Source organism: Janthinobacterium algoris (genome assembly GCF_051380935.1).
In the GTDB taxonomy this organism is placed as follows: Bacteria; Pseudomonadota; Gammaproteobacteria; order Burkholderiales; family Burkholderiaceae_D; genus Janthinobacterium.
Window position 1 is genome coordinate 1 of the sequence record NZ_JBNYXZ010000027.1, and the last position, 23,829, is coordinate 23,829.

Consider the following 23,829-nt stretch of genomic DNA (forward strand, 5'->3'; position numbering starts at 1 on the left):
GATGCGGAATCGCTTGGCGTCCTCCGCGTTGTCATCTGATTGCGATCAAATTCCTCATGTGAAAAAAGTTAACAGAATCGTTGAAAGTATACAAGCGAATTGTGGGTAATCGGAAGGGTGGGCCGACGCTTACAATTAGACCACAGCAAACCACTGTTAGGGGGCACGATAAGTAGAGTAGAGGCCAGGCGCAAATGATATAGTGGCGGGAATGTATACACTGAAAGAAACTGCCATGAAAAACGACGCAAGCGCTCGCCCGCAAGCAAGCCAAGCACTTGCCAGACTCAGCAAAGCGGACTTCGTCACCTCACTGCGCAAGCTGCTGCAAGAAGCAGGAAAGGCCGGCGAGACCAGCGTGGACGTACGCGCTGCGACCCTGCATACCGACGTTGGCGTTTATCCCGCGCGCGGCCACTCGATGCCGACCTGTTGCACGGTGATGTATGAGGAGATGCAGCCGGGTGACGAGATACTGCTGACGCCACCCGGCGGCAAAGGACCTACGCTGCTGGTACGGTATAAATTTCCGCGTTGAAAATTGCGGTCTTAGGGTACTGGTGGCGATTCAGAGCTAATCGGCTCCGTCCGCTTCCGCCCCCAAGCGGACGTATAGGTAGTCCAAAAACTGAGCCAAACTATCTGCGCCGGCGTGACTCGAACTCATCGACTAAACGAAAGAGTGCATCCAGTTGGGTTGCGTAGCAGCAGTACCTTCCAGCTCGTCGATCCGATGGCGAACTAGGGAAGCACTGATTTCTTCATCTGGGACCGTTCCCTGCAGCGGGCCGACCTGAGACAATCACGCTACGTTCACTGCCAGCGATCCATCATGCCAAAGAGCTTCTCCGCCCTCGAATACGCCGCCAAGAAGAAACTCACGCGGCGTGACCGCTTCCTGATCGAGATCGACAGCGTGACGCCGTAACGCCGCGGGGCAAGCTGTACAAACTCATCGAACCTTTCTATCCGAAGGTTGAAGGCGCTGGTCGTCCCCCAATCGGGCTGGCGGGCCAGATATTCGAGACGATCAACGCCCATCTGGCCGAGAAGGCATAATGATGTGCGAAAGCACCATCGTAAAGCCGCATTCGGCCAGTCGACCATTTGTCGCGCCAAAGTCGCTACGAAAGCGAATCAATCAGCACTTCCATAGGGAGATCTCCAATTGAGGCATATCGAAGAAAACATCCACATTGCAGTCCCGCCCACGGTCATCGACCAAATTTGGAGCGAGGTCGACCGTTGGCACTTGTGGGATCCGGATACAAAGCAAGCCCGGCTCAATGGGCCATTCGCGGCTGGGACACAGGGCAGGATAGTTCCCAGCAAAGGCATGGGTATTCCGATGCTGATTACCGAGCGCTCCGCAGGCCGCTCGTTCACCGTCGAGGGCTACATTCCTTTGTTCCGCATCCATTTCGAGCACACGGTTGCGGCCGTAGATGGCGGATCGGAAGTCATGCACCGCGTGTGGTTCACTGGAGCCCTTGCCTTTCTGTTCGGGCCAGGCGTTGCCAGGCAAGTGCGGCAAGGCTTGCCCGGAACGATGCGCTCACTCAAGGCCTATGCCGAGAAACGCAACGAGACACTCCATGATGGCGAGGCGGGCAGGGCTAACGCGACAACAGCCTGATAGATAGTTTCCCCTCGTCAATTCCTTGCAAAGCACCGTAGCAAATTAACGTGCCCTTCCCGTCATGATGGAATACAATTCCTGCGTGGCAGCCAGCTTGCCTGGCAAGGCCGGGCACGGCGTCACGCCTTGACCTTGGAAAGATGTTTGCTTATGACTCTGCAGTTCCCCCTGCCGAATGTACCGCTGGCGCCGCGCGCGCCCTCCATTCTGTCCAAGCCATTTGGCTCCCTGTTTGCCCTGACCCTGCTCTGCCTGATTCCTGCTGCGTCCGCTCTGGCGGCCACGTCTGCCAGCGGCAGCGTCATGCTGGAAGAACTGACCAGCACTGAGTTGCGCAGCCGTATCGATCATGGCGCCACGACCGTGCTGGTGCCGATAGGCGGCGTCGAGCAGAGCGGGCCGTATATTGCGCTGGGCAAGCACAATGTGCGCGCCGGTCTGCTGGCGCGGCAGATCGCGCAAAAGTTGGGCAACACCATCGTCGCGCCCGTCGTTTCCTACGTGCCGGAAGGCAGTATTACGCCACCGGCCGGTCACATGCGCTTTGCCGGCACGATCTCGATACCGCCGGCCGCCTTCGAAGCTGTGCTGGAAGGGACGGCCGCCAGCCTGCGCCAGCATGGCTTCCGCGACATCATTTTCGTCGGTGATCACGGCGGTTACCAAAAGAACGAACAGAATGTGGCCAGCAAGCTCAATCGTGCCTGGGGTAAAACTGCCGCTGGCAAGGAAGCGCGTGCGTATGCCTTGCTCGACTACTATGACATTACGCAATCGCAATATATTGCTGAGCTGCAGAAGCGCGGTTACAGCAGCGCCGAGATCGGCCTGCATGCGGGCTTGGCAGACGCAGCGCTCATGCTGGCGACGGACCCGTCGCTGGTGCGCAGCGTAGCCATGGCCCATGGACCCAAGCCCGGTGTGGCGGACGGCGTGCGCGGCGACGCCACGCGTGCCACGGCTGAACTGGGCCAGGTAGGCGTCAAGTTGCAGGTGGACACCTCGGTGGCCGCCATCAAGCAACTGCTGCAACGCAAGTAAATATTGGACTGACTCGATTACTGGACTGAGCCGACATCCCGCTGGAAGTGCTGAACTTCCGGCTTTTGCAACGAAAAGACGCGAAATCACATGAAAAAATCTCAACGACGCACCATCGTCACCTTGTCCGCCCTGGCTGCCGCACTGGCCGGCCTGGGCGTGGCCAGCCAGGTCACCGGCGCCAGCACGGCGGCCCCTGCCGCCGCAGCGCCGGCGCCCGCCTATTCGCCGTTGCCGGGCATGCCGCCGCTGGTGGACCCGAAAAACGTGTATGGCAGCATCGCCAGCAGCAATATGAGCCCCGTCGTCAAGGATCACTTGCGCCGCGTCTACGTGCCCAACCTGCGCTCGAACGACGTCTATGTAATCGACCAGGACAGCCTGAAGGTGGTCGACAAGTTCAAGGTTGGCAGCGGCCCGCAGCACGTCGTGCCGTCGTGGGACTTGCGCACCCTGTGGGTGGCGAACAATGCCGAACGCACGGACAAGGGCAGTCTGACGCCGGTCGACCCTTTGAGCGGCAAGCCGGGCAAGGAAGTGCCCGTCGATGATCCCTATAATATGTACTTCACACCGGATGGCAAGTCGGCCATCGTCGTGGCTGAAGCGCGCCGCCGCCTCGATTTCCGCGATCCGAAGACCATGGCGGTGCAGTACTCGATCGACACGCCCCAGTGCGGCGGCATCAACCATGCCGATTTTTCCAATGACGGCCGCTACGCCATGTTCACCTGCGAGTTCGACGGCACCATCGCCAAGATCGATCTGGTGGGGCGCAAGGTCGATGGTTACCTGAAATTGCAGATGCCGGCCAAGCGCTTTGCCGAGTCCGGCCCCGTGGGCGGCCCGGCAAATGAAATCTGCAGCGTCAAGAAGGGCATGCCGCAAGATATACGCATCTCGCCGGACGGCAAGAAATTCTATATCGCCGACATGGATGCCGACGGCGTGCACATCGTCGATGGCGCCACCCTGAAGGAAATTGGCTTCATCCAGACGGGTGTGGGCGCGCACGGCCTGTATCCGAGTCGTGATGGTAAAAAGTTATATGTGGCCAACCGCGGCACGCACCGCATCCACGGCAAGCGCAACGGCAAGGGCAGCGTTAGCGTGATCGATTTCGCCAGCGAAAAAGTGGTGTCGCAGTGGCCGATCCCCGGTGGCGGAAGCCCCGACATGGGCAATGTTAGCGCCGATGGCAAGTACTTGTGGCTGTCCGGCCGCTTCGACGATGTGGTTTACCGCATCGATACGAATAGCGGCGACGTGTCGAAAGTGAAAGTCGGCCAGGAACCGCACGGCCTCACCGTGTGGCCACAGCCGGGCCGCTATTCGCTGGGCCATACGGGCAACCTGCGCTAGGTGCCGGCCCCATGCGCATCGATTCCATAGAGCAACTGCGCGCGCATTATCCCCCCGCGCAGGGGCGGGCGCTGAGCAAGCAGCTCGACCGTCTCGACCGGCATTGCATGGCCTTCATCGGCCTGTCGCCGTTCGTCGTGCTGGCCACGGGCGGTGCTGGCGGCCAGCTCGACGCCTCGCCGCGCGGCGGCGCGCCCGGTTTCGTGCAGGTGCTCGATGCCCATACCTTGCTGCTGCCCGATGCCATGGGCAATAACCGCCTCGACAGTTTCAGCAATGTTGCCGAAACGGGCAGGGCGGGGCTGCTGTTCATGATCCCCGGCGTGGATGAAACCCTGCGTGTGAATGGCGAGGCCAGTCTCAGCGACGATCCGGCGCTGCTGGCGCACTTCGCCGGCGAGCGCCACCCGCCGCGCCTGGTCATGCATCTGCGCGTGGCAGAGGCGTATCTGCATTGTGCCAAGGCCCTCATGCGTTCGCGCCTGTGGGACAGCACGGCCCAGGTCGAACGCCGCGTCTTGCCGACGATGGGCCAGATGATCCAGGATCAGATGGGCGGCAGCGGACCGCAGGAAACACAGGAACAGATGGTCGCCCGCTACGCGCCGGATCTGTAGCTTTGCTTGCGAAAAAGGCAATATTGACGCATACTGCGCTTTCTTTCCCTATTTTCATAGCCTCCAAGGAGCGCCACCATGATTCTTGATCACATCGGTTTGAATGTCAGCGACGCACAGGCCAGCAAGGCTTTCTTTTCGGCCGCCTTGGCGCCCCTGGGCGTATCGGTGGTGATGGAAGAGCAAGGCTGGATCGGCCTGGGCAAGGATGGCAAGCCCGATTTCTGGTTCGGCGTGGGTGGCGCGCCGCATGCCGGCATGCATCTCGCTTTTGCGGCGGACAACCGCGCCCAGGTGGACGCGTTTTACCAGGCTGCGCTGGAAGCGGGCGGCAAGGATAACGGCGCGCCAGGCATCCGCGCCCTGTATCACCCGAATTACTACGGCGCCTTCGTGCTGGGCCCGGACGGTCACAATGTTGAAGCCGTCTGTCACCTTCCCGAGCCCTGACACCGTTTATTACTTGAAGAGAGCAGCATGAAGCTTAGCGCCACCCTGTTTGCCGACGATGCCGGCCGCTATGCCTACGTGAAAGCGGGCTTTTCCTGGCCGGCCCTGTTTTTGGGCTCATTCTGGGCCGTGGCCAAGCGCCGCTGGTGGCTGTTGCTGCTCATGCTGGCAATGGATGCATGCCTGTGGTTTGGCAGCCATCTGGCCACCGAACTGCGTGTCGGCCCGATGATGCTGCTGATGGCCGCCGCGGAGCTCAGTTACCTGCTGGCGCGTGGCTGGTATGGCAACCGCTGGCTGGAAGCCTCGCTGCGTAGCCATGGTTACAAGCCTGTTATGCCTGCCACGGGCGCTGTTCGTTGAGCGTGCCTGGCACAGATTTCCCTTCCCGTCACTGACGCTTGCCAAGGGCTAGCCGTCCCGCCAAAACTTTCTGCGCTGCCTGGCGCACCTTTGATCCAGATCATCCCTCTCCTGCGGTGCTCACGTAGCCTTGGGACTCGCGTTGCAAAGCATCTCTCCACCAATCGGATATGTTTTTTCGCGTTTCGTGGCGTAGCCCGGTCGTCTGCTTCACCGTTCGACAGCCGGTGGTGTCGCCTTGTGTCTACCCAACCGCTATTTAATGAGGAACTCCATGTATCCATATTCCCGTAGTGTTACCCCTGCCGTCAAAAACCACCTGGAAGCGCAACTGGCTTTTTTCAATGGTCTGTCGAAGTCCTTGTTCCAGTCGGTGCAGCATTTCAATGACCTGAACATGCAGCTGGCGCAAGGCTTGCTGGAAGAAACCACTGTCACCAGCCAGAACCTGCTGACGCTCGAGCGTGCTGAAGATGTGTTCCAGGTGGCTGCCGCAGCGGGCCAGCCAGCCGCCGAGCAACTGCGCAAGTACCAGGAACAGGTATCGCGCCTGGCAGCCGATACGCAGGTCGAACTGGCCAATGTGGCAGAGCGGCATGTGAATGAAACGAGCCGTACTGCCAAGGCCCTGGCCGAAGAAGTGGCCCGCACGGCTTCGGAAGAAACGCAGAAAAACGTGCGCAAGCAGCAGGAAGCCATGCAGCGCATCGCCGAACCATTCCAGGCCAACCATCAAAACGGCGCCAACCGCGACCAGCAGCGCGGCGCGCACAGCCGTGACGGCCAAAGCCTGCAAAGCGCCAGCCAGCAGGGTAGCCAGCAGTCGGCCGGCAGCGAAAGCTCCGCCAGCGGCAGCGCATCGCAAGCGGGCTCCGCACAAAGCAAAAGCAGCAGCGCCAGCCGTAAAGAATAAGCGGGCCGCTGCTGGGGGCGGTGCATGGCAGCTGCATCCGCGTCACGAGGACCGGGCCTTGTGATGCGCTTGGCTGGCGCAGCATCGTGTGAGTTGGTCCGGGCAGAGCGCCCGTCTTTAAGGGGCGGGCGTCTTGTCGCGGGTGGCGGGACGCGTTGCTGCAGCTTGCGCGGCGGCGCTCTGCGCCGTCGCAGGAGGTTGCTCCGTTGCAGGACGTTGCCGCGTGGCCCCGCTTTCCTGCATGCGCGTGCCTTGCGGCGTGCTCGCATTGCCCGTGCCGCTGTTGGCGTCGATAAAGGCGCTCACGGCGTCCAGCGTGGGGGCCAGCATGCGCAAGGGGCTGGCCAGCGATGCGACCAGGGTGGTATGGCTGACCTTGTCGACATACGTTTCTGTCACGGGTCGGTGTTGTGCCCGCAAGGCATTCGCCAAGCCTCCCGTGTTGCGTTGCGGATTGACCAGTTTGTCCCGTCCAGGCAGGGGCGCGATCAGCAGGGCGGGCGGGGCTTCGGCAGTCACGTGATGGATGGGCTGCGAAGAGGCGGGCGTGTCCGGGTAAAAGAAGACGGGCCGGGTGGTGGTATTTTCGATGGGCAAGAAATCATACGGACCGGCCAAGCCTATCCAGCCGCGCAAGTCGTGCGGGTGCATGCCGTGCCGCGCCAGCAGGCTGGCGTCGAGCGCCACCATCGCCGCATTGTAGGCGCCGGCGCTATGGCCCATCACGAACAGGCGGGCGGGGTCGCCGCCATGGCGGCCTGACTCCATCGCGGCCCAGGCCACGGCGCGGGCCGCATCCTGCAAAATCTCTGGGTAGTGCACGTCAGGATACAGCCGGTAGTCGGCGATCACGGCCAGGTAGCCGCGCGCAGCAAGCGCGTGACCAACGAAGGCATAGTCGGCGCGCTCGCCCGCCGTCCAGTTGCCGCCATAAAAGAACACCACCACGGGCACGGGCCCCGTGCGGATTTTGGGAGCGTATACATCGAGTTTTTGCCGTGGCAGGGGGCCGTAGGCCAGGCCCCTCGTCACCTGCGAGGCGCTGCCGGACGACAAGGCATTGATGGCGGTCAAGGGCGAGCAGGCGGCCAGGCTGGCCGCGAGCGGGATGGCCGCCAGCAAACCGAGCAATGTCGTGCGCACGATCGTCATGCTGGCTCCTGATGGTTAAGAGTGATGCTTGCAGTGTAGGCCAGGCAGGGCCGGGCGCATACGGAGAAGTTGCTGTCTAGCATAGATAAATATTGCATGTGTCAATTAATCCTGTAACAGCCATTTGCGCGCCGTGGCGATGACGGCGTCCGACAGGGTGCGCGTGAGGGGCGTCTGGATATCCCAGGCATGCCAGGTCAGGGGCACGTCGAGCGCTTGCCCGGCGGCCACGTCGACCAGCCGGCCGGCGGCCAGCGCCGTTTCCGCCTGCAGCAGGGGCACCATGCCATAAGCATAGCCCGCTTCAATGAAGCGCACGAAGTCGCGCGCCGAACCGAGCACATGGTGAGGATAACGGCCCGTGTAACCGAGGCGGTGCTGCAGATAGCGTTCGTGCAGGGCATCCTTGCTACCAAACGTGATGGCGGGCGCCTGGCTGACGGCCTCCACCGTAAAACCATGGGGAAACCATTGCTGCGCAAACGCAGGCGACGCCACGCACAGGTAGCGCATGCCGCCCAGCGGCGTGGCCGTGGTGCCGGCCACCAGATCGTTGGCGCTGGTGACGCAGGCAAACACGCGTCCTTCGCGCAGCTGGCTCAGGGTGTGGTCCTGGTCGTCGAGGCGGATATCGAGCAGGCACGACGGCGGCGATAGCAGCGGCCCCAGCGCTTCCGGGATCCAGGTGGCGGCGCTGTCGGCGTTGACGGCAATGGCCAGTTCCGGCAATTGCGTGGTGGGGCCCGGCTGGGCGTCGAGCGCCGCTTCGAGCAGCTTGACTTGCCGGTAGTGGGCGATCAGGCGCTGGCCCGTTTCCGTGGGTAAGGGCGGATGGCTGCGGATGATCAACAGGGTGCCTTCCAGGTTTTCCAGGGTACGGATGCGCTGCGACACGGCCGGCTGGCTGATCGCCAGCGCTTGCGCGGCCTTTTCAAAGCTACCCAGGCCGATCACGGCGTCGAGGGCGGCCAAACCACGGTAATCGACGACGCGCATAAGATTCTCTTATATGTAGTTAGAATCATTCATTATACTTATATTTACTTTTTCTTTACACTGTTGAAATAGGGTAACAACTCCACTCTCCCGCGCGGTCCTCCTGGTTCCGCACCACCCTCCACCTACCACTGATGACTTTGCCATTGCCGGCAGAGCGTGGGCGGCCGTGCGCGTGATGGAAAGCAATAAAGGATGCAATATGGACAGCGCAATCTTCTTGAAAGGCATGGGGCTCGGAGCGAGCCTGATCGTGGCCATCGGCACGCAAAACGCATTCTTGCTCAAACAGGGCTTGAAGCGTCATTATGTGCTCACCTGCATACTCGTATGTTTGCTGTGCGACGCCCTCCTGATTACGGCCGGGGTGGCCGGCATGGGTACGTTTATTGCCGATAATCCCAATTTCCTGCTGTGGGCCAAGGCCGGTGGCGCCACTTTCCTGATCGCGTACGGCTTGCGCGCAGCCAAGTCGGCCTGGCGTCCAACGGCCCTGACGGTGTCAGCCGCCAAGTCGCCCGAAGGTTACTGGGCCGTGATCGGCGCGGCATTGGCGTTCAGCCTGCTGAACCCGCACGCTTTCCTCGACACGGTTATCCTGCTCGGCTCGATTGGCGGCCAGCATGAAGGCGCGGGACGTTTCTACTTCGCGGGCGGCGCCATCATGGCTTCGGCCCTGTGGTTCTTCCTGCTGGGCTTTGGTGCCCGCTACCTGGCGCCCGTGTTTGCCAAGCCCATGGCCTGGCGCGTGCTCGACGCCATCATCGCCCTCGTCATGTGGGCCATCGCCGCCTCGCTGTTCCTCTAAGCAATTAGCGCGTCAGGAAGGCCAGCACGCGGCTGGCCAGCTTGCCGTAGGGCGGCCACAGCAGTGTCAAAGCGCTGAAACGGGCTTGGTAAAACACCGGGCGCAGCTTGCTGAAGGTATGAAAACCTTCCACGCCATGGTAATGGCCCATGCCGGACTCGCCCACGCCGCCGAAAGGCAAATCATGCTGGCCCACGTGGAACAGGGCGTCATTGACGGACACGCCACCCGACATCACCCGGTCGATCAGCAGCTGCACGGTGTCTGCCTGCTTACTGAACGGATAGATGGCCAGCGGGCGCGGTCCCGCGTTGATGCTGTCGATCACGCTGTCCAGATGCACATAGCCGCGCAGGGGCAGGATGGGGCCGAATATTTCGCGCGTCAGCAGCAGGCTGTCCTCGGGTGCATCGAGCACGATATGCGGCGCGATCTTGCGCGTGGCCCGGTCGTACGCTGGCCCCGTTAGCAGGGGAATGACTTGTGCGCCCCGTTCCCGCGCTTCGTCGAGCGCCAGCAGCAGGCGCTCAAAGGCGGCCTCGTCGATGATGGAGGTGTAATCGGGCGTGTCCAGCCGTGGATAGCGCGTGGACACGATCTGGCGCGCATGTGCGACGAAGGCGGCGATGCTGGCCTCGGGCAGCCAGGCGTGGTCGACGCTGGTGCAGATTTGCCCCGCGTTCAGGTATTTGACGAACAGGATGCGTTCGGCGGCCGTGCGCAGGGGAAAGTCTGCGCAGACGATGGCCGGCGCCTTGCCGCCCAGTTCCAGGGTCACAGGGCACAGATTGCGCGCAGCTGCCGCCATGACGGCGCGGCCCGTCTGGCCGGAACCCGTAAACAGCAGATGGTCGAACGGCAGTTGTGAAAAAGCTATGCCCACGCCACCTGTCTCTTCAAAAAACTGCAATTTTTCCGGTGGAAAGTAGTTGGGTATCTTGTCGATCAGCAGGCGGGCCAGGTGGCGCGAATTTTCGCTCATCTTGACCATGGCGCGGTTGCCGGCGGCGAAGATGTAAGTCAACGGCACCAGGCTCAGGTTCACGGGGAAATTCCACGGCACGATGACACCCACCACGCCCAGCGGCTGGGGAAGCACGCGGTTGCTGGCGCCAGGGAAGGTGTGCCAGTCCACGCCACGGCGCTGCGGCCGCATCCATTTTTTCAACTGTTTCAAGACATGGCTTATGCCGTCGCTGGCGGGAAAGATTTCCGCCAGCAAGGTTTCGTGCCGGGAGCGATTGCCATAGTCGGCACTGATCGCCTCGCACAGCGCTTCTTTGTGGTCGCGGATAAAGCGCTGCAAGGTTTGCAGGTCGTGTTTGCGCTCGGCAAGCGTGGGCACGGGGTGGGCCAGATAGGCGGCCCGCTGCAAGGCCAGGGCGGCATCCAGTTTTGCGTGGACGGGGGTGGTGCTCAGATCCATGTTTTCTGCGACATCAGGCATTTTTTTCCTCGGTCGGCTTGGCAATGTGCGCGCCGCTCCAGCGCACTATAGTTGACTATGTGCAAAAGTGCCGCCAGCGTGCCAACGGGTCTGCACGATACACCGTAAAATGTCCGATAACTTTACGCTACGCTTCCCTGGAATGCCATGACCTCGACCACGCCAGACTCTCTGCACATCGTGTGCCCCCATTGCGACGCCGTCAACCGCCTGCCGCCCGCCCGCCTCAGCGAGCAGCCTACTTGCGGCAAGTGCCAGAAGGATTTATTCATGGGCCAGCCGGTGGACTTGGCCAGCGCCCGTTTCCTCAAGCATATCGAACGCAGCGACATCCCTGTGCTGGTGGACTTTTGGGCGCCGTGGTGCGGTCCGTGTCGCAGCATGGCGCCATTCTATGTGCAGGCCGCCAAGACACTGGAGCCGGCGTTTCGCGTCGTCAAGGTGAATACGCAAGCGTCGCCAGAGCTGGGCAGCCGTTTCAATATCCGCAGCATTCCCACCCTGGCCCTGTTTCGCAAGGGCGTGGAAGTGGCGCGCCAGCCGGGCGCCATCGATGCGCAGTCCATCATCGCCTGGGCGAGGGATAAAGCCCGCCTTTGAGGCGACGGGAAAACCATCATGGTTTTCCATTTGACATTTAGTATGGCGCCATATTATATTGCGCCATATGATAAAACTCGAACAAAAATACACGGCCTTGCTGGGCGACGTGCAGCGCCGCGCGCTCGGTCCGGACATGCCGGCATCCATAGTGCGCTTGCGCCTGTGCTTTGAAGTGCTGGGCCTGGCGTCGGCCATCGATGGCGATTGTGCCACGCGCCTGGGCCGCCATGGCTTGTCGGAAGGTAAGTTTGTGCTGCTGTGCCTGCTGCGCGACGTGCCCGAGGGACTCTCGCCGCACACACTGGCCGAGCGGGCTGGCGTGACGCGCGGCACCATCACGGGCTTGCTCGACGGCCTGGAGCGCGACGGTTTCCTGATGCGCCACGCGGACCAGTTCGACCGGCGCAAGCTGCTGGTGCGCCTGAGTCCCAAGGGCACGATGGCTGCAGCGACCCTGGTCGATGAACACGCGCAATGGATCGCCAGCCTGTTCGCCGATTTCACGGCAAACGACATGCAGTTACTGAGTGCGCTGCTGGAAAAAGCCTGGCGCAAGACGGATAAAAATGAAATGCAGGGCGCGCCATGAGCCGTGGCATGGCCGACATTGTTCCCGCGCGCCTGGCCCTGCTGAACGCGGGCAGCGTGGCCAGCGCCACCCTGACCGAAGGGCTGGCCATCGATTTCACCCAGCTGCTGGCTGCGACCGTACCCGATATCGGCGCCGCCCGGCTGGAACAGATGCGCGCGCAGGCCGCAGCGGGCATCACCAAGCGCATGGCGCTGGCGGCGCAATTGCTGCTGGAGGCCAATGCCGACCTGGCTGTGCTGCAAGCGCACCCATCCGACACGGTGCGGGGCTGGGCCTGCTTTGCCATCGCCGCCCAGGCGGGATGGAGCTTGCCGCAACAGCTGGCAGCCATGCGCCCGCTGGCCGACGATGGCCACTTCGGCGTGCGCGAATGGGCCTGGCTGGCGCTGCGGCCCCGGCTGGCTGCGCATCTGCTTGACGCCATCGCGCTGCTGGCGTCGTGGACGGCGGACCCGTCGGAAAGAGTGCGCCGCTTTGCCTGCGAAGCGCTGCGCCCGCGCGGCGTGTGGTGCGCGCATATTGCACAGCTAAAAGAAGAGCCGCAGCTGGCCTTGCCCCTGCTGCAGCCCCTGCGGGTGGACCCGGCCGTCTACGTGCAGGACTCCGTGGCCAACTGGCTCAACGATGCGGCCAAGAGCCAGCCGGACTGGGTACGCAGCCTGTGCGTGCAATGGTTACAGGAAAGTCCCAATGCCGCCACGGCACGCATCTGCAAGCGGGCCCAGCGCTCGCTGGCCTGACGAGACCTGACCCAAGGAGTAAGCATGCATTACTTGCTAGAACTGTACAGCCCGAAACCCGCCTGGCTGATCCTCGATGGCGCCGCGCGCCGGGCGTATTTCGATACGGTGGGCGCCGGCATGGCAGCCTTGTCGGGCATCGGCGCCGAAGCGCTGGCCATGGGCGCCATCGATGGCGGCAAGCTGCATGCGTCTGCCCAGCAATTTTATGCCGTCTGGCGCTTCCCGGACGAGGCGGCACTGGACGCCTTGCTGGCCGGCATCGCCGCCACGGGCTGGCATGATTATTTTGAGACCGTCAATGCGGCGGGACCGGTCGTGGATTTTCCCGCGCACCTGGCGCAGCTGGCCGCCATCTAAGCGTCCGACGTTTTCTCTGCCGCTGCGGTAAAGTTGGCATTTCCATTCGACCACTGACGTTGATGCCAATCAAATTGCTCTCCCTCCTGGCGCTTGTCCTCGCGCCCATGCTGGCCTCGGCCGCTCCTGCCACCACCGCGCAAGCCCTCGTCGCCGCCGCCCGCAGCCAGGTGGGCGTGACCCTGCAATACGACCCGCGCTACGAACGACTCGCGTATCCGGGCGGCGACGTGCCGCTTGAGCGGGGCGTGTGCACGGACGTGGTCGTGCGCGCCTATCGCCAGTTGGGGCAGGATTTGCAGGTGCTGGTGCACGAAGACATGCGCAAGGCGTGGCAGGTGTACCAGCAGCAGGGACGCTGGCAGATGAAGGGGCCGGACCGCAATATCGACCACCGCCGCGTGCCGAACCTGGGTACGTACTTTGCCCGCCACGGCAGCAGCCTGAAGCCAAGCAAGGAAGCGAACGCTTACCGCGCAGGCGACATCGTCACCTGGCGCCTGCCGCGCAACCTCACGCACATCGGGATAGTCAGCGACAAGCAGTCGTGGAGCGGCGTGCCGCTCATCATCCACAACATTGGCGAGGGCGCGCGCGAGGAAAATATTTTATTCAGTTATCCGATTACGGGGCATTATCGTTGGTAACCCGGTTGGCAACCCCGCTGAGGGGGAGGGGAGCGATTTCTTGCAGGATAGCCAGTACCTTGGCCAGCGCCGTGTCGATATCGAGCCTGTCGATGGCGCCATAGCCGAGGAACAGGCCTTCATGGCGGGCGGGGCCATGGTAAAAGCCAGATAGCGCATACAGGCTGACGTCGGCCCGGCGCGCCCTGCTTAGCAATGCGGCGATATCGAGCGGCGTCTGGGCCAGCGCCGCCACGTGGAAGCCGGCGCTGGCCGGCACCAGGCGGAACCACGGCGACAACGGCCCGTTGAACCAGTGTTGCAGCCGTTCGCGCCGCCCCGCATAAATGTCGTGGCAGCGGCGGATATGGCGCAGCAAGTGGCCATCGCCGATGAACTTGGCCAGCGCATGCTGGCCCAGGCTGGCCGTATGGCAATCGCTCAGGTATTTCAGCGTCTGCATGGCGGCCACGATGGTTTCTGGCAGCACCACATAACCGAGCCGCAATTCCGGCAGCATGATCTTGGAAAAGCTGCCCACATGGGCCACGACGCCATAGCGGTCCATGCTTTGCAGCGCATCCTCGGGCCGGCCTTCGTAGCGAAAGGCGCTGTCGTAATCGTCCTCGATGATGATGGCTCCCAACTGCTGCGCCCGCTCCAGCAAGGCATGGCGGCGCGCCATGCTCATCGGCATGCCGAGCGGAAATTGATGTGCAGGCGTGACATAGATCAAGCGCGTGCCGTCGGGGATTTGCGCGACGACGAGACCATCCTCGTCTACGTCGACGCCCACCACGCGCGCTCCCTGGCTGGCGAATACGGCGCGCGCCACGGGGTAGCCGGGTTCTTCCACCGCAACCGTGTCGCCCGGCTCCAGCAGGGTAAGCGCGAGCAGATGCAAAGCCTGCTGCGCGCCGCTGGTGACGAGCACCTGCTCCTCGGTGCAATGGATGCCGCGGCTGAAGGCGGCATGGCCGGCGATCGCCGCGCGCAGGGACGGCAAGCCGGCGACAGGGCCATAGCGGCCGCGTGCCTGACCATCCTGGCGCAGCGCGTGCAGCATGCAGGCGCGCCATTCATCTTGCGGGAAGTGGGCGGGCGTGGCGCGCCCGCCGATGAATGCGTAGCGCGCGGGCGTTTCCTGGCTGGCCTGGCGCAAGGGCGTGGGTGTCGCTTCCCAGCGGGCGATGCGCTCGGCGCTGGCCAGCGCGGTGCTGGCGTGGCGGCGCTGCGGCGAGGCGTGCGGCGTCTGCACGAAGCTGCCCACGCCGACCTTTCCTACCAGCAGCTTTTCATAAGCGAGCTTCTCATACACGTCGGAGACCGTCTTGCGCGACAGGCCCAGCTGGCTGGCCAGCAGGCGCGATGGCGGCAATTGCTGGCCGTCCGCCAGGCGGCCCGAGCGGATGGCCTCGCTGAGCTGGCGATACAGCTGGCCGCCCAGGTCGCGCGTGCCATCGATCAGGATATGTAATTCCATGGAGTATCTGTTGGTGGTCTGCCGTTTTTCGGCAGGATTGGCCTGCCGCGCGCGCTACTCGCGCTTCTACAATAGTGCCTCTCTACTCTATCAAGGAATGCATCATGACACAGCAACGACTCGATTTCACACAAGCTTCGCCGGACGCCGTCAAGGCCATGTATGCGCTGGAAGCGGCCATCGCCAAGCTGGGCGTGGAACACTCGCTGCTCGAGCTGATCCGCCTGCGCGCCTCGCAAATCAATGGCTGCGCCTTTTGCGTCGACATGCACACGCGCGACGCGCGCAAGGCGGGCGAAACGGAGCGCCGCCTGTATGCCGTGTCCGTCTGGCGCGAAACGCCGTTCTTCACGCCGCGCGAGCGGGCCGTGCTGGCCTGGACGGAAGCGCTGACCCTGCTGCCGCAAAATCATGCGTCGGACGAAGACTATGCGGCGCTGGCAGAGCAATTGACGCCGGCGGAAATGGTCAACGTGACCCTGGCCATCGGCTCCATCAATACCTGGAACCGCCTGGCCGTGGGCTTCCGCAAGATGCCCGAATAAATCCTGTGTTCGTTCGCGAACAGACGCCTGGCTGGTCCCTGCGTAGTCTGGCATGATGATTGATCAGCCAGGGAGCAGCCATGCCAGTACCTATCGGGGAAGGCGCCGGGAAGACGCCGCAGCAGGAGGAAGCACAGGAAGAAGCGCGCCGCGAATTCATCGCCGAACTGTGGCGACGCTTTGAAACCTTGCAGGAATGGGCTGTCAGCCATTGGCCCGATCAGCAACATCCCTTGAGTTCCGCCGACTTCGTCGAGGCGCGCAAAGAGCTGTTGAGTTTGCGTTCGCCTGCCGGGCCGTTGAACCAGCCGGTCGCGCGTGATGCGGCGGAACCGGCCCCGGAGCAGGGCGGGGCACAATACCTGGATGTGACGCCCGCGCCCTGGCCGTAATCCGACAACGTGGTTGGCGGGTGATGTCGGATTACGCGCTTGCGCTAATCCGACCTACGCGTCAGCTTTACCCTGTGCAAACACCCAGCACAGCAAACTCACCAGCAATCCCGCCATCACGCCATACGCCAGGTTCAGCGCGCTGTCGAACAGCAGCGGCGCCACCAGGCCCGACACCAGCGCGAACAGCAACATCTGGATGAACGATTGCATCGACGACGCCAGGCCGCTGTTGTTGGGAAAATGGTTCAGGGCCATTAGGGTCATCGGCGGCATGGCGATCGACAGGGCGAACGAGTAGAAGAACAAGGGCAGCACGGCCCATGGCACTTCGGCGGCAAAGACATAGTTATAGCCGATGTTGGCCAGCGCGGCGACGAGCATCAATAGGAAGCCGGCCCAGATCATCTGGCGCTGGCTGTAGCGGTGGGCGATTTTCGCCGACAGGGCCGAACCGAAGACCATGCCGCTGATCAGGGGAATGAACAGCCAGGCGAACGCCGTCTCCGGCAGGTGCAGGATGTTGATGATGAAGTAGGCGGCCGAGCCGATGTACAGGGCGAAGCCGCCAAAGGCCGCGCCGATGGCCGTCGACAGCAGCAGGAACTGGCGATGGCACAGCACTTTCCAGTAATTGACGGCGATGTCGCCCAGGTGGAAGGCGTGGCGCTGTTCCTTAGGCAGGCTTTCCGGCAGTGCGCGCCAGACGACGATGAACATCAGCACGCCAAACGCCGTGAGGAACCAGAAAATCGCCCGCCAGCCCAGGCCCACCTGCAGCCAGCCGCCCAGCACGGGGGCGATGGCCGGCGCCAGCGCGAACACCATCATGATGTGCGAGAGGATTTTCTGCGCGGCGGCGCCCGAATAGCGGTCTTGCACGATGGCGCGGCCGATTACGGAGCCGGCGCCGGCCGAGAGACCCTGTAGCACGCGCCAGGCCAGCAGCCAGCCCAGCGACGGCGCCAGTGCGGCGCCCACCGAGGCGATCACATACAGCACCAGCGAAACGAGAATCACGGGACGGCGGCCGAACGAGTCGGACAGGGTGCCGTAAAACAGCATCATGAAGGCGAACGTGAACAGGAAAAAGCTCAGGGTTTGCTGCACCAGCAGGGGGCTGGCATTGAAATCGTGGACGATGGCGGGGAACGACGGCAGATAGGTGTCAATGGCAAGCGGTCCGACCATCGCCAGGCCCGCCAAAATCCAGGTTAATAATTTAGTCATGTTGAAGAGTGTTTTTGTTAGTCCGTCATTTTACGCTAGTGGCAACAATCGGGTTTGGCGCTGTGCTGTTTGCCATTCATATGCGATTTTCGCATATGGAACCTTGAAATTCTTCGTTTGAATCGCGGTGCCTGTCCGCTAAGCTAGGGCGACCCGGCCTGTTCGCCATTTTTGGAAGTGATACGCCATGCACAGCATTGATCCCGCAGCGCCCGCCGACGACACGGCCCAGTGGAATCTGGGGCCCGTGATCCAGGCCTTGCGCAGCTCGCGCGAAGACAAGCACAAGATCCGTCATAACGGCAGGGTGCGCGAATTGCCGTCGCGCGAAGCGCTCACCACCATCGTCAACGGCCTGTCGGCAGCCCTGTTCCCTACGCATTACGGGCGTCCCAACCTGACGGACGAAAGCATCGACTATTTTGTCGGCGACACCCTCAACACCACCCTGAATCGCCTCAGCGAACAAGTGCGGCGCGGCCTGCTATTTTCTGTGCCGGCCGGTGAGGAGCAAGATGCCGCCAGCGACGATGCGGCGCTGGCGCAGCAGGCGCGCGACATCACGCGCGCCTTTGCCGCCAGCCTGCCCGACATCCGCGCCTTGCTGGTGTCGGACGTGCAGGCCGCCTACGCAGGCGACCCGGCCGCCACCTCGGTGGCCGAGATCATGCTGTGCTATCCGGGCACCATCGCCATCTTGTACCACCGCCTGGCGCACCGTCTGCATGCGCTGGGCGCGCCGTTCCTGGCGCGCCTGATCGCCGACATCGCGCATACCCTGACGGGCATCGACATCCACCCCGGCGCGCGCATCGGCGCGTCCTTCTTCATCGACCATGGCACGGGCGTGGTGATCGGCGAGACGGCCATCATCGGCCAGCGCGTGCGCCTGTACCAAGCCGTCACCCTGGGCGCCAAGCGCTTTCCTGCCGATGCATCCGGTGCGCTGATCAAGGGCACTCCGCGCCACCCCATCGTCGAGGACGACGTGGTCATTTACGCGGGCGCAACCGTGCTGGGGCGCATCACCATCGGCGCAGGATCGACCATCGGGGGAAATGTGTGGCTGACGCAGAGCGTGCCGCCAGAGAGCAATGTATCGCAGGCGCAGATGCGCAACGATTGAAGAGTGGCCGAGAAAACGCCCATGGCGGCGCTGCGCCTTGCCTTGAACGTTTTTCAGGCACTCTTGAAACGCGGTAGTGCGGCTTTTACTTCACCGTCAGCGCTTCATAACGGGCCACGGGCACGCCATCCTTCAGCAGCAGCAATTCCTGGTCGGCGTAGCGGTAGCCATTGACTTCGCCCAGGGTGGTCAAGAGCAGGCGCTCCAGTTCCATGTCCTGCGGCTGACACATCATCATGGTGCCGGCCAGCTGCGAGAAGGCCAGGGTGCTGATGCCATCGCTGGTGTAGCCGCCCATCATCTGGTTGCAGCCGCTGTGGCCACTGGCGCGGCCTTCGGCCAGCAGCAGGGTCACTTCGCGCTGTTCAGGCGCCTTGCGCACCACTTGCTTGCCCTTCAATTCCTTCAGCTTCCACTGCGTGCCCGCCAGCTTCGGCGTCGGCTTGGCGGGCGAGGTGGCGCCAGGCGCGGCGGCGGCAGCATCGCTGCGTACGGGCGTTTGCGCGCAGCCGGCGGTGATGGCGACGATGGCGGCGAGGGGAATCAGTCTGGCGAGGTTGAACATGGCATTTCCTTCTTCAAATGAATGGCGCCAGCGTAGCAGATTGGCGTCAAGCCAGCGTGCACGGTTGGCAAGGTCACTGGCAAATTCACGGTTGTTTTTCCTGTTCCAGGCGCGCGTCAAGCAAGATACGCGCCGTAGCCACGTAGGCGCGGCATGCCTGCGGATCGATAAAGGCATCGCTGCCGCGCATGACGCTCGATTCCAGCCGCTCCCACAATTGCGACGCTTCCGGGTGCGCCGAAATGAGCACGTCGCAAGGCAGTTTTTCCAGGGTCTCGAAGCTGTGGCGTAAATCTGCCAGCGCGTGCGGATATTCGCTGCTGGCACTGAACTTGAAGCCGGGGCGCGAGACGGCGTTGAGGCTATCCGCGTACACCATGTTCAGGCAGCGGGGGCCGTCGCAAGATTGCCACGTCCAGCTCAGGCCTCCGGGCGTGTGCCCGGGCGTGGCATGCGCCGTCAGATTGACGTGGCCGACATTGAACTGGCCGCCGTCGCGCGCCAGGCGCATGTCCTTCACGGGCGGGTACTTGGGCAGTGCGTGGTATTGCGGGTCGTCCGGCCCCACTTCGCCCGACGCCAGATCCAGCGCGGCCGACGGGCTGGCGGCCACCAGCGCATTGCTGCGTCGCTGCAGTTCGGCCAGGCCGCCCGCATGGTCGATATGGCCGTGCGAATTGAGGATCAGCTTGACGTCTTCGATGCGAAAGCCCAGCGAGCCGATATTGGCGATGATCTTTGGCGCCGATTCCGGCAAGCCGCCGTCGATCAGCACGTGGCCCTGCGGCGACGTCACCAGCACGGAACTGAGGCCTTTCACGCCCACGTAATAGGTATTGCCGAAGATGCGGAACGGCGCCTGGTCAGCATTCCAGGTGGCGCAGACATCGCAGCCCGGCGTCGGTGCTTGCGCCTTGGCGGCGGGGCTGGCCAGCAGCAAGGCCAGGAGTAGCGCGCGTGGTGTTGTGAGGGGCATTGCGATCCTTTTCCGTGTTGCCAAGGTGGCGTATGCTGACATGGAACGGAGCTGGACGCAAACGCCTACGGTGCGTCAGGCGATGCGCAAGCTCAGGTCCCGCATGGCGTCGGCCGGCGCTTCGGCAGGTGTATCCGCCTGCGTGCCGGCGTGCGCCGCGATGTGGCTGGCAGCCAGGAGGACGAGGACGGGAAGGAAAGGAGGGTGCACGTAGCGGCCGGTCTGTTTTTAACCTTGCACGCTAACATGAATGACAATGCTTGTCACTGGCCGCGTCAGGCCGCCAGCGCAGAGGCGGGCGTGGACGCGGGTGCGATGCTGACCTGGCGGCCTGCATGGTTGACAGGCAGGTGCGGGCCCTGGCCGAAAACCTTGTGGCGCAAGCTGCCTTCCTCGTAGCGGGTGCGGTAGCGGCCGCGCCGCTGCAGTTCCGGCACGATGTGGGCCACCACGTCGGCCATGCTGTCGTGGGCCACGGCGAAGGCCAGATTGAAGCCGTCGATACCTGTCTCGTCGAGCCAGCTTTCCAGCTGGTCTGCCACCTGGCGTGCATCGCCCACCAGCACGGGACCGCGCCCACCGAGGCCGATGTATTCGGCTGCCTCGCGCACCGTCCAGGTGCGGTCCGGGTCGGCCTGGCTGAACGAGGCCAGCGCCGAACGGCCGGCCGGGGAATCGATGTAGTCGATGGTGGCGTCGAGCGGGTAGCGGCTGAAATCGACGCCCGTCCAGCCGGACAACAGCACCAGCGCCGCCTCGATATTCACGTGACTGCGGTAATCGTCGTATTTGGCACGTGCTTCCGCTTCGGTGGCGCCCGTGATGACCAGCGCCTGCGCGTAGATCAGCAGCGCATCGCCATCGCGTCCCGCCAGGCGCACGGCGGCGCGCAAGTCGTCGGCGTAACGCTTGACGACTGTCTTGCTGGGACCACTGACAAAGGTGGCTTCCGCGTGGCGTGCCGCAAAGCGCGTGCCGCGCGGAGAGGTACCCGCTTGGTATAGCAGCGGCGTGCGCTGCGGCGATGGTTCGCACAAATGGATGCCGGGCACCTGGTAGTGGCGCCCGGCATGGTTGATCGGATGCACGCGGGCCGGATCGGTGTAGATGCCGCGCGCCTTGTCGTTGACGACGGCGTCGTCGTCCCAGCTCTTTTCCCACAGCTTGTAGACGACTTCCAGGTATTCGTCGGCCAAGTCGTAGCGTTCGTCGTGGCCCAATTGCTGGCTCAAGCCCAGGTTGCGCGCCGCGCTATCGAGATAACCGGTGACGATATTCCAGCCGATGCGCCCACCCGTCAGGTGGTCCAGCGTGGAGATGCGCCGCGCGAACGTGTACGGGTGCTCATAGGTGAGGGCGCAGGTGACACCGAAACCCAGGTGCGTGGTGGCCTGCGCCATGATGGGCACGAGGGCCAGCGGGTCGTTCAGCGGCACCTGCACGCCGTGTTCCAGGGCCGCATCGAGGCTGCCCCGGTACACGTCATACACGCCCAGCACGTCCGCCAGGAACACCGCGTCGAACAGGCCCGCTTCCAGCAGACGCGCCAGTTCCGTCCAGTGTTCGGGATCGGTATAGCGGTGGCTACGGTCGCGCGCGTGCGTCCACAGGCCCGGCGACTGGTGGCCCACGGTATTCATCTGGAAGGCGTTGAAGCGTATCGTTTTTGCCATGGCTTATTTGCTTATTGAGTTTGCGGCCGTCTGCAACGCTTGCTGGTAATCCGGTTTCGAATAGCCGGCAAAGTGCTTGTTCGTGATGTCGAGGAATTCGCGCGAACGGTAGGCGGCCGCCAGGTCTTTCACGAACTGCTGGTCCTTGTCGGCGGTGCGGATGGCTACCAGGTTGATGTAGTTGTGCGAGATTTTCTCGGTCACCAGCGCATCCGTCAGTTTCAGTCCAGACGCCAGCGCGTAATTGCCGTTGATGAAAGAGTAGTCGGTGTCGCCCAGGGAGCGTGGCAGCTGCGCCGCCTCCAGCGGCAGCAGCTTGATTTTCTTCGTGTTGACGGCGATATCTTTTTCCGATGCGCGCACGGGGTCGAAGCTGGCGCGCAGCTTGATCCAGCCCAGCTGGTCGAGCAGCACCAACGCGCGCGCCTGGTTGGTCGGATCGTTTGGCAAGCCCACCGTCGTGCCTTCCTTCACGTTGTCCAGGGTCTTGTGCTTCTTGCTGTAGATGGCAATCGGCGCCGTGGGTATCGTGATCAGGTCCGTCAGGGCCAGCTTGTGTTCCAGCGCGAATTTCTTCAGGTAGACGATGTGCTGGAAGACGTTGGCGTCCAGCGAACCTTCGGCCAGCGCGAAATTCGGCTGGATGTAGTCATTGAACTCCACCAGCTTGACCTTGTAGCCCTGTTTTTCCAGGATAGGCTTGATGCCCAGCTTGATCTGGTCCGCGTACGGTCCGGCGCTGGTGCCGATGGTGATCTCTTTCGGGTCCTTGGCGTGGACAAGGTTGCTGGCCAGGGCGAGGCTCAGGGCGGTAAGCAGTATGGTGCGGCGGGCGATGGTCATGGTGGCTCCTTGGTGGGTGAATTATGAGTACGCGGTCGGTTCGGGCAGCGTGCCGGTCAAGGCAAAGCGCCCCAGATCGCGCAGCTTGTAGTCGATGGGGTCGTGCAGGGTATGCACGCGCACGTTGCGCCAGTAGCGGTCGAATCCATACTGGGCCGAGGTGGAACGGGCGCCCGTCAGCTCGAACATCTGGCTGCTGATTTCCAGTCCCGCCTTGTGCGCCAGGCACTTGGCCTCGGCCACGGATACGGCCAGCAAGCCCCGTTCGCGCGCCGTCACCAGCGCGCCCTTGCGGAACACCTTTTCCAGGTCCTGCGCCGCGCCGTCAGCCAGCACTTGCGCGGGACGCAGCAGTAGCCATAGCTGGCCGTAGCGGTGCTGGATCAAAGGGTCGTCCGTTGCCTTGGCCACGCCCGAGGCAAACCAGGCTTTCGCCTGCTCGTCCGTGTAGCGGCGCGCCGCCTCGAACGCGCCTTCGGCGATGCCCAGATAGAGGTTGCTCATGATCAGCTGTGCGATCTGCGAGCGCACGGTGGCTTGCGGCGTGGCGGCCTGCGCGGGCGCTTGCAGCAACAATTCCTGCGGCAGGGCGACTCCTTGGAAATGCACATTGCCGCTGTCCGTCTGACGCTGGCCGAAGGCATCCCAGTCCGCCTGCACGGTCACGCCATCCTGGCGCGTGGGCAGGGCGGCGATCAGCGCCGTCTGCGTGGGCGCGTGCCAGGCCGAGACGGTCAGCCAGTCGGAACCGACGGAACCGGAAGAAAAGCTCTTGATGCCGTCGAGGATGAAACCGTCGTCGCTGTCGACGGCCGTGACCCGTTTGTCGAGGGGATTCAAGGCATTGCCCCAGAACAGGCGTTCATCGACGGTGAGGGTGAGCAGGCGGCGCTGCTGCTGCGCGCTGCCATATAGCTGCAAGCCCGCCAGCTGCAAATGGTGGAAGCCGAAAACATGCGCCAGCGCGCTGTCGGCGCGCGCCAGGATACGGATCACCTGGTACACGAGGGGCCACGACCCACCCTGGCCGCCGAATTCCACGGGAATCGACAAGGTCAGCAAGCCTGAATCGCGCAGCCATTCGCGTTCCCGGGCCGCGTGGCCGCCGGCCCGGTCGCGGGCATTGGCCGTTTCGGCCAGGCGCGCGGCCAGCGCGGTGGCGACGCTGATGGCGTCTTGCAGGGGCTCGGTTGCGGGAGCGACGGGGCGGGCTGCGTGGAGAAAAGCGCTAGACATGAGTGACATTCCAGAAAGACGATGTAGCCGATATTGCACCGCCAGACGTGC

At 63.2% G+C, this 23,829-nt stretch carries 28 protein-coding genes and 1 pseudogene; 18 read left to right on the plus strand and 11 right to left on the minus strand.

The genetic code is table 11. From position 1 onward, the window contains the following. The first annotated feature begins 235 nt into the window (after window positions 1–235). From ACQ4W7_RS27065 to ACQ4W7_RS27105, 9 genes and pseudogenes are all read left to right on the plus strand, one after another. Window positions 236–538: an HNH endonuclease gene (locus ACQ4W7_RS27065; protein ID WP_436534732.1), complete on the plus strand. Its 303-nt coding sequence runs from the start codon at window positions 236–238 to the stop codon at window positions 536–538. 294 nt (window positions 539–832) lie between these two features. Then, window positions 833–1,011, plus strand: a pseudogene (locus tag ACQ4W7_RS27070) (IS5/IS1182 family transposase); the annotation flags it as partial. A 157-nt stretch (window positions 1,012–1,168) separates the two neighbouring features. Beyond that, window positions 1,169–1,636: an SRPBCC family protein gene (locus ACQ4W7_RS27075; protein WP_426074924.1), complete on the plus strand. Its 468-nt coding sequence runs from the start codon at window positions 1,169–1,171 to the stop codon at window positions 1,634–1,636. Window positions 1,637–1,789: 153 nt separating this feature from the next. After that, window positions 1,790–2,680 (plus strand): creatininase family protein, encoded by an 891-nt coding sequence (locus ACQ4W7_RS27080; protein WP_436534830.1) that lies wholly within the window; start codon window positions 1,790–1,792, stop codon window positions 2,678–2,680. Between the two features lie 90 nt (window positions 2,681–2,770). After that, window positions 2,771–4,042: a YncE family protein gene (locus tag ACQ4W7_RS27085; protein ID WP_436534733.1), complete on the plus strand. Its 1,272-nt coding sequence runs from the start codon at window positions 2,771–2,773 to the stop codon at window positions 4,040–4,042. Between the two features lie 11 nt (window positions 4,043–4,053). Then, entirely contained in the window at window positions 4,054–4,659 is a 606-nt protein-coding gene (locus ACQ4W7_RS27090; protein ID WP_436534735.1) for a pyridoxamine 5'-phosphate oxidase family protein, read from the plus strand. A 78-nt stretch (window positions 4,660–4,737) separates the two neighbouring features. Continuing rightward, complete coding sequence (locus tag ACQ4W7_RS27095) at window positions 4,738–5,109, plus strand: VOC family protein (protein WP_436534737.1); 372 nt, start codon at window positions 4,738–4,740, stop codon at window positions 5,107–5,109. 27 nt (window positions 5,110–5,136) lie between these two features. Further along, entirely contained in the window at window positions 5,137–5,472 is a 336-nt protein-coding gene (locus tag ACQ4W7_RS27100) for a hypothetical protein (RefSeq protein ID WP_436534739.1), read from the plus strand. A 274-nt stretch (window positions 5,473–5,746) separates the two neighbouring features. After that, window positions 5,747–6,385, plus strand: coding sequence for a phasin family protein (locus tag ACQ4W7_RS27105; RefSeq protein WP_426074929.1), 639 nt, complete (start codon window positions 5,747–5,749; stop codon window positions 6,383–6,385). A 117-nt stretch (window positions 6,386–6,502) separates the two neighbouring features. On the opposite strand, the gene ACQ4W7_RS27110 is transcribed toward ACQ4W7_RS27105, so the two are convergent. Further along, on the minus strand, window positions 6,503–7,537 hold the full coding sequence (locus tag ACQ4W7_RS27110; RefSeq protein ID WP_436534741.1) for an alpha/beta hydrolase: 1,035 nt from the start codon (window positions 7,535–7,537) through the stop codon (window positions 6,503–6,505). A gap of 105 nt (window positions 7,538–7,642) precedes the next feature. Further along, complete coding sequence (locus ACQ4W7_RS27115) at window positions 7,643–8,533, minus strand: LysR family transcriptional regulator ArgP (RefSeq protein WP_426074931.1); 891 nt, start codon at window positions 8,531–8,533, stop codon at window positions 7,643–7,645. Between the two features lie 202 nt (window positions 8,534–8,735). On the opposite strand from ACQ4W7_RS27115, the gene ACQ4W7_RS27120 reads away from it, so the two are divergent. After that, window positions 8,736–9,341 (plus strand): LysE/ArgO family amino acid transporter, encoded by a 606-nt coding sequence (locus ACQ4W7_RS27120; protein ID WP_426074932.1) that lies wholly within the window; start codon window positions 8,736–8,738, stop codon window positions 9,339–9,341. Between the two features lie 4 nt (window positions 9,342–9,345). Here ACQ4W7_RS27120 and ACQ4W7_RS27125 read toward each other — a convergent pair whose 3' ends face one another. Next, on the minus strand, window positions 9,346–10,788 hold the full coding sequence (locus ACQ4W7_RS27125; protein WP_436534744.1) for a coniferyl aldehyde dehydrogenase: 1,443 nt from the start codon (window positions 10,786–10,788) through the stop codon (window positions 9,346–9,348). 147 nt (window positions 10,789–10,935) lie between these two features. Here ACQ4W7_RS27125 and trxC point away from each other — a divergent pair, with 147 nt between their 5' ends. The 5 genes from trxC (at window position 10,936) to ACQ4W7_RS27150 (ending at window position 13,730) form a co-directional block, all read left to right on the plus strand. Then, a complete protein-coding gene (gene trxC / locus ACQ4W7_RS27130; RefSeq protein WP_436534746.1) occupies window positions 10,936–11,388 on the plus strand; it encodes a thioredoxin TrxC in 453 nt (150 codons plus the stop codon). Window positions 11,389–11,458: 70 nt separating this feature from the next. Continuing rightward, on the plus strand, window positions 11,459–11,980 hold the full coding sequence (locus ACQ4W7_RS27135) for a MarR family winged helix-turn-helix transcriptional regulator (protein ID WP_436534832.1): 522 nt from the start codon (window positions 11,459–11,461) through the stop codon (window positions 11,978–11,980). A gap of 8 nt (window positions 11,981–11,988) precedes the next feature. Continuing rightward, on the plus strand, window positions 11,989–12,723 hold the full coding sequence (locus ACQ4W7_RS27140; RefSeq protein WP_436534748.1) for a HEAT repeat domain-containing protein: 735 nt from the start codon (window positions 11,989–11,991) through the stop codon (window positions 12,721–12,723). 24 nt (window positions 12,724–12,747) lie between these two features. Then, window positions 12,748–13,083, plus strand: coding sequence for a DUF6616 family protein (locus tag ACQ4W7_RS27145; RefSeq protein ID WP_436534750.1), 336 nt, complete (start codon window positions 12,748–12,750; stop codon window positions 13,081–13,083). Between the two features lie 62 nt (window positions 13,084–13,145). Then, entirely contained in the window at window positions 13,146–13,730 is a 585-nt protein-coding gene (locus ACQ4W7_RS27150; protein ID WP_436534752.1) for a DUF1287 domain-containing protein, read from the plus strand. Here the strand turns inward: ACQ4W7_RS27150 and pdxR are convergent. Continuing rightward, window positions 13,708–15,192, minus strand: coding sequence for a MocR-like pyridoxine biosynthesis transcription factor PdxR (gene pdxR, locus ACQ4W7_RS27155; protein WP_436534754.1), 1,485 nt, complete (start codon window positions 15,190–15,192; stop codon window positions 13,708–13,710). The genes ACQ4W7_RS27150 and pdxR overlap by 23 nt on opposite strands. Window positions 15,193–15,296: 104 nt before the next feature. Here pdxR and ACQ4W7_RS27160 point away from each other — a divergent pair, with 104 nt between their 5' ends. Both ACQ4W7_RS27160 and ACQ4W7_RS27165 read left to right on the plus strand, forming a co-directional pair. Then, window positions 15,297–15,737: a carboxymuconolactone decarboxylase family protein gene (locus ACQ4W7_RS27160; protein ID WP_436534756.1), complete on the plus strand. Its 441-nt coding sequence runs from the start codon at window positions 15,297–15,299 to the stop codon at window positions 15,735–15,737. Between the two features lie 80 nt (window positions 15,738–15,817). Beyond that, window positions 15,818–16,129 (plus strand): hypothetical protein, encoded by a 312-nt coding sequence (locus ACQ4W7_RS27165; protein WP_426073136.1) that lies wholly within the window; start codon window positions 15,818–15,820, stop codon window positions 16,127–16,129. A 54-nt stretch (window positions 16,130–16,183) separates the two neighbouring features. Here the strand turns inward: ACQ4W7_RS27165 and ACQ4W7_RS27170 are convergent, their stop codons facing one another. Then, on the minus strand, window positions 16,184–17,359 hold the full coding sequence (locus ACQ4W7_RS27170; RefSeq protein WP_436534758.1) for a multidrug effflux MFS transporter: 1,176 nt from the start codon (window positions 17,357–17,359) through the stop codon (window positions 16,184–16,186). Window positions 17,360–17,546: 187 nt separating this feature from the next. Between ACQ4W7_RS27170 and epsC the strand changes: the two genes are divergently transcribed. Beyond that, entirely contained in the window at window positions 17,547–18,485 is a 939-nt protein-coding gene (epsC, locus tag ACQ4W7_RS27175; protein ID WP_436534760.1) for a serine O-acetyltransferase EpsC, read from the plus strand. A gap of 85 nt (window positions 18,486–18,570) precedes the next feature. On the opposite strand, the gene ACQ4W7_RS27180 is transcribed toward epsC, so the two are convergent. The 6 genes from ACQ4W7_RS27180 to ACQ4W7_RS27205 form a co-directional block, all read right to left on the minus strand. Beyond that, window positions 18,571–19,050 carry an META domain-containing protein gene (locus ACQ4W7_RS27180; RefSeq protein ID WP_436534762.1) on the minus strand — a complete coding sequence of 160 codons (480 nt, stop codon included), beginning with the start codon at window positions 19,048–19,050 and terminating at the stop codon, window positions 18,571–18,573. 85 nt (window positions 19,051–19,135) lie between these two features. Then, complete coding sequence (gene bla / locus ACQ4W7_RS27185) at window positions 19,136–20,026, minus strand: subclass B3 metallo-beta-lactamase (RefSeq protein ID WP_436534764.1); 891 nt, start codon at window positions 20,024–20,026, stop codon at window positions 19,136–19,138. Window positions 20,027–20,101: 75 nt separating this feature from the next. Beyond that, window positions 20,102–20,236, minus strand: coding sequence for a hypothetical protein (locus ACQ4W7_RS27190; RefSeq protein WP_426073129.1), 135 nt, complete (start codon window positions 20,234–20,236; stop codon window positions 20,102–20,104). A 65-nt stretch (window positions 20,237–20,301) separates the two neighbouring features. Then, complete coding sequence (locus ACQ4W7_RS27195; RefSeq protein ID WP_436534766.1) at window positions 20,302–21,699, minus strand: LLM class flavin-dependent oxidoreductase; 1,398 nt, start codon at window positions 21,697–21,699, stop codon at window positions 20,302–20,304. A 3-nt stretch (window positions 21,700–21,702) separates the two neighbouring features. Next, entirely contained in the window at window positions 21,703–22,542 is an 840-nt protein-coding gene (locus ACQ4W7_RS27200) for a MetQ/NlpA family ABC transporter substrate-binding protein (protein ID WP_436534768.1), read from the minus strand. A 21-nt stretch (window positions 22,543–22,563) separates the two neighbouring features. Next, window positions 22,564–23,778 carry an acyl-CoA dehydrogenase family protein gene (locus ACQ4W7_RS27205; protein ID WP_436534770.1) on the minus strand — a complete coding sequence of 405 codons (1,215 nt, stop codon included), beginning with the start codon at window positions 23,776–23,778 and terminating at the stop codon, window positions 22,564–22,566. Between the last annotated feature and the right edge of the window lie 51 nt (window positions 23,779–23,829).

Bases quoted from the DNA above. Each gene is read 5' to 3' on its own strand.
- ACQ4W7_RS27065 (WP_436534732.1), top strand. From the start codon at position 236: ATGAAAAACGACGCAAGCGCTCGCCCGCAAGCAAGCCAAGCACTTGCC.
- ACQ4W7_RS27080 (WP_436534830.1), top strand. From the start codon at position 1,790: ATGACTCTGCAGTTCCCCCTGCCGAATGTACCGCTGGCGCCGCGCGCG.
- ACQ4W7_RS27085 (WP_436534733.1), top strand. From the start codon at position 2,771: ATGAAAAAATCTCAACGACGCACCATCGTCACCTTGTCCGCCCTGGCT.
- ACQ4W7_RS27090 (WP_436534735.1), top strand. From the start codon at position 4,054: ATGCGCATCGATTCCATAGAGCAACTGCGCGCGCATTATCCCCCCGCG.
- ACQ4W7_RS27095 (WP_436534737.1), top strand. From the start codon at position 4,738: ATGATTCTTGATCACATCGGTTTGAATGTCAGCGACGCACAGGCCAGC.
- ACQ4W7_RS27100 (WP_436534739.1), top strand. From the start codon at position 5,137: ATGAAGCTTAGCGCCACCCTGTTTGCCGACGATGCCGGCCGCTATGCC.
- ACQ4W7_RS27105 (WP_426074929.1), top strand. From the start codon at position 5,747: ATGTATCCATATTCCCGTAGTGTTACCCCTGCCGTCAAAAACCACCTG.
- ACQ4W7_RS27110 (WP_436534741.1), bottom strand. From the start codon at position 7,537: ATGACGATCGTGCGCACGACATTGCTCGGTTTGCTGGCGGCCATCCCG.
- ACQ4W7_RS27115 (WP_426074931.1), bottom strand. From the start codon at position 8,533: ATGCGCGTCGTCGATTACCGTGGTTTGGCCGCCCTCGACGCCGTGATC.
- ACQ4W7_RS27120 (WP_426074932.1), top strand. From the start codon at position 8,736: ATGGACAGCGCAATCTTCTTGAAAGGCATGGGGCTCGGAGCGAGCCTG.
- ACQ4W7_RS27125 (WP_436534744.1), bottom strand. From the start codon at position 10,788: ATGCCTGATGTCGCAGAAAACATGGATCTGAGCACCACCCCCGTCCAC.
- trxC (WP_436534746.1), top strand. From the start codon at position 10,936: ATGACCTCGACCACGCCAGACTCTCTGCACATCGTGTGCCCCCATTGC.
- ACQ4W7_RS27140 (WP_436534748.1), top strand. From the start codon at position 11,989: ATGGCCGACATTGTTCCCGCGCGCCTGGCCCTGCTGAACGCGGGCAGC.
- ACQ4W7_RS27145 (WP_436534750.1), top strand. From the start codon at position 12,748: ATGCATTACTTGCTAGAACTGTACAGCCCGAAACCCGCCTGGCTGATC.
- ACQ4W7_RS27150 (WP_436534752.1), top strand. From the start codon at position 13,146: ATGCCAATCAAATTGCTCTCCCTCCTGGCGCTTGTCCTCGCGCCCATG.
- pdxR (WP_436534754.1), bottom strand. From the start codon at position 15,192: ATGGAATTACATATCCTGATCGATGGCACGCGCGACCTGGGCGGCCAG.
- ACQ4W7_RS27160 (WP_436534756.1), top strand. From the start codon at position 15,297: ATGACACAGCAACGACTCGATTTCACACAAGCTTCGCCGGACGCCGTC.
- ACQ4W7_RS27165 (WP_426073136.1), top strand. From the start codon at position 15,818: ATGCCAGTACCTATCGGGGAAGGCGCCGGGAAGACGCCGCAGCAGGAG.
- ACQ4W7_RS27170 (WP_436534758.1), bottom strand. From the start codon at position 17,359: ATGACTAAATTATTAACCTGGATTTTGGCGGGCCTGGCGATGGTCGGA.
- epsC (WP_436534760.1), top strand. From the start codon at position 17,547: ATGCACAGCATTGATCCCGCAGCGCCCGCCGACGACACGGCCCAGTGG.
- ACQ4W7_RS27180 (WP_436534762.1), bottom strand. From the start codon at position 19,050: ATGTTCAACCTCGCCAGACTGATTCCCCTCGCCGCCATCGTCGCCATC.
- bla (WP_436534764.1), bottom strand. From the start codon at position 20,026: ATGCCCCTCACAACACCACGCGCGCTACTCCTGGCCTTGCTGCTGGCC.
- ACQ4W7_RS27195 (WP_436534766.1), bottom strand. From the start codon at position 21,699: ATGGCAAAAACGATACGCTTCAACGCCTTCCAGATGAATACCGTGGGC.
- ACQ4W7_RS27200 (WP_436534768.1), bottom strand. From the start codon at position 22,542: ATGACCATCGCCCGCCGCACCATACTGCTTACCGCCCTGAGCCTCGCC.
- ACQ4W7_RS27205 (WP_436534770.1), bottom strand. From the start codon at position 23,778: ATGTCTAGCGCTTTTCTCCACGCAGCCCGCCCCGTCGCTCCCGCAACC.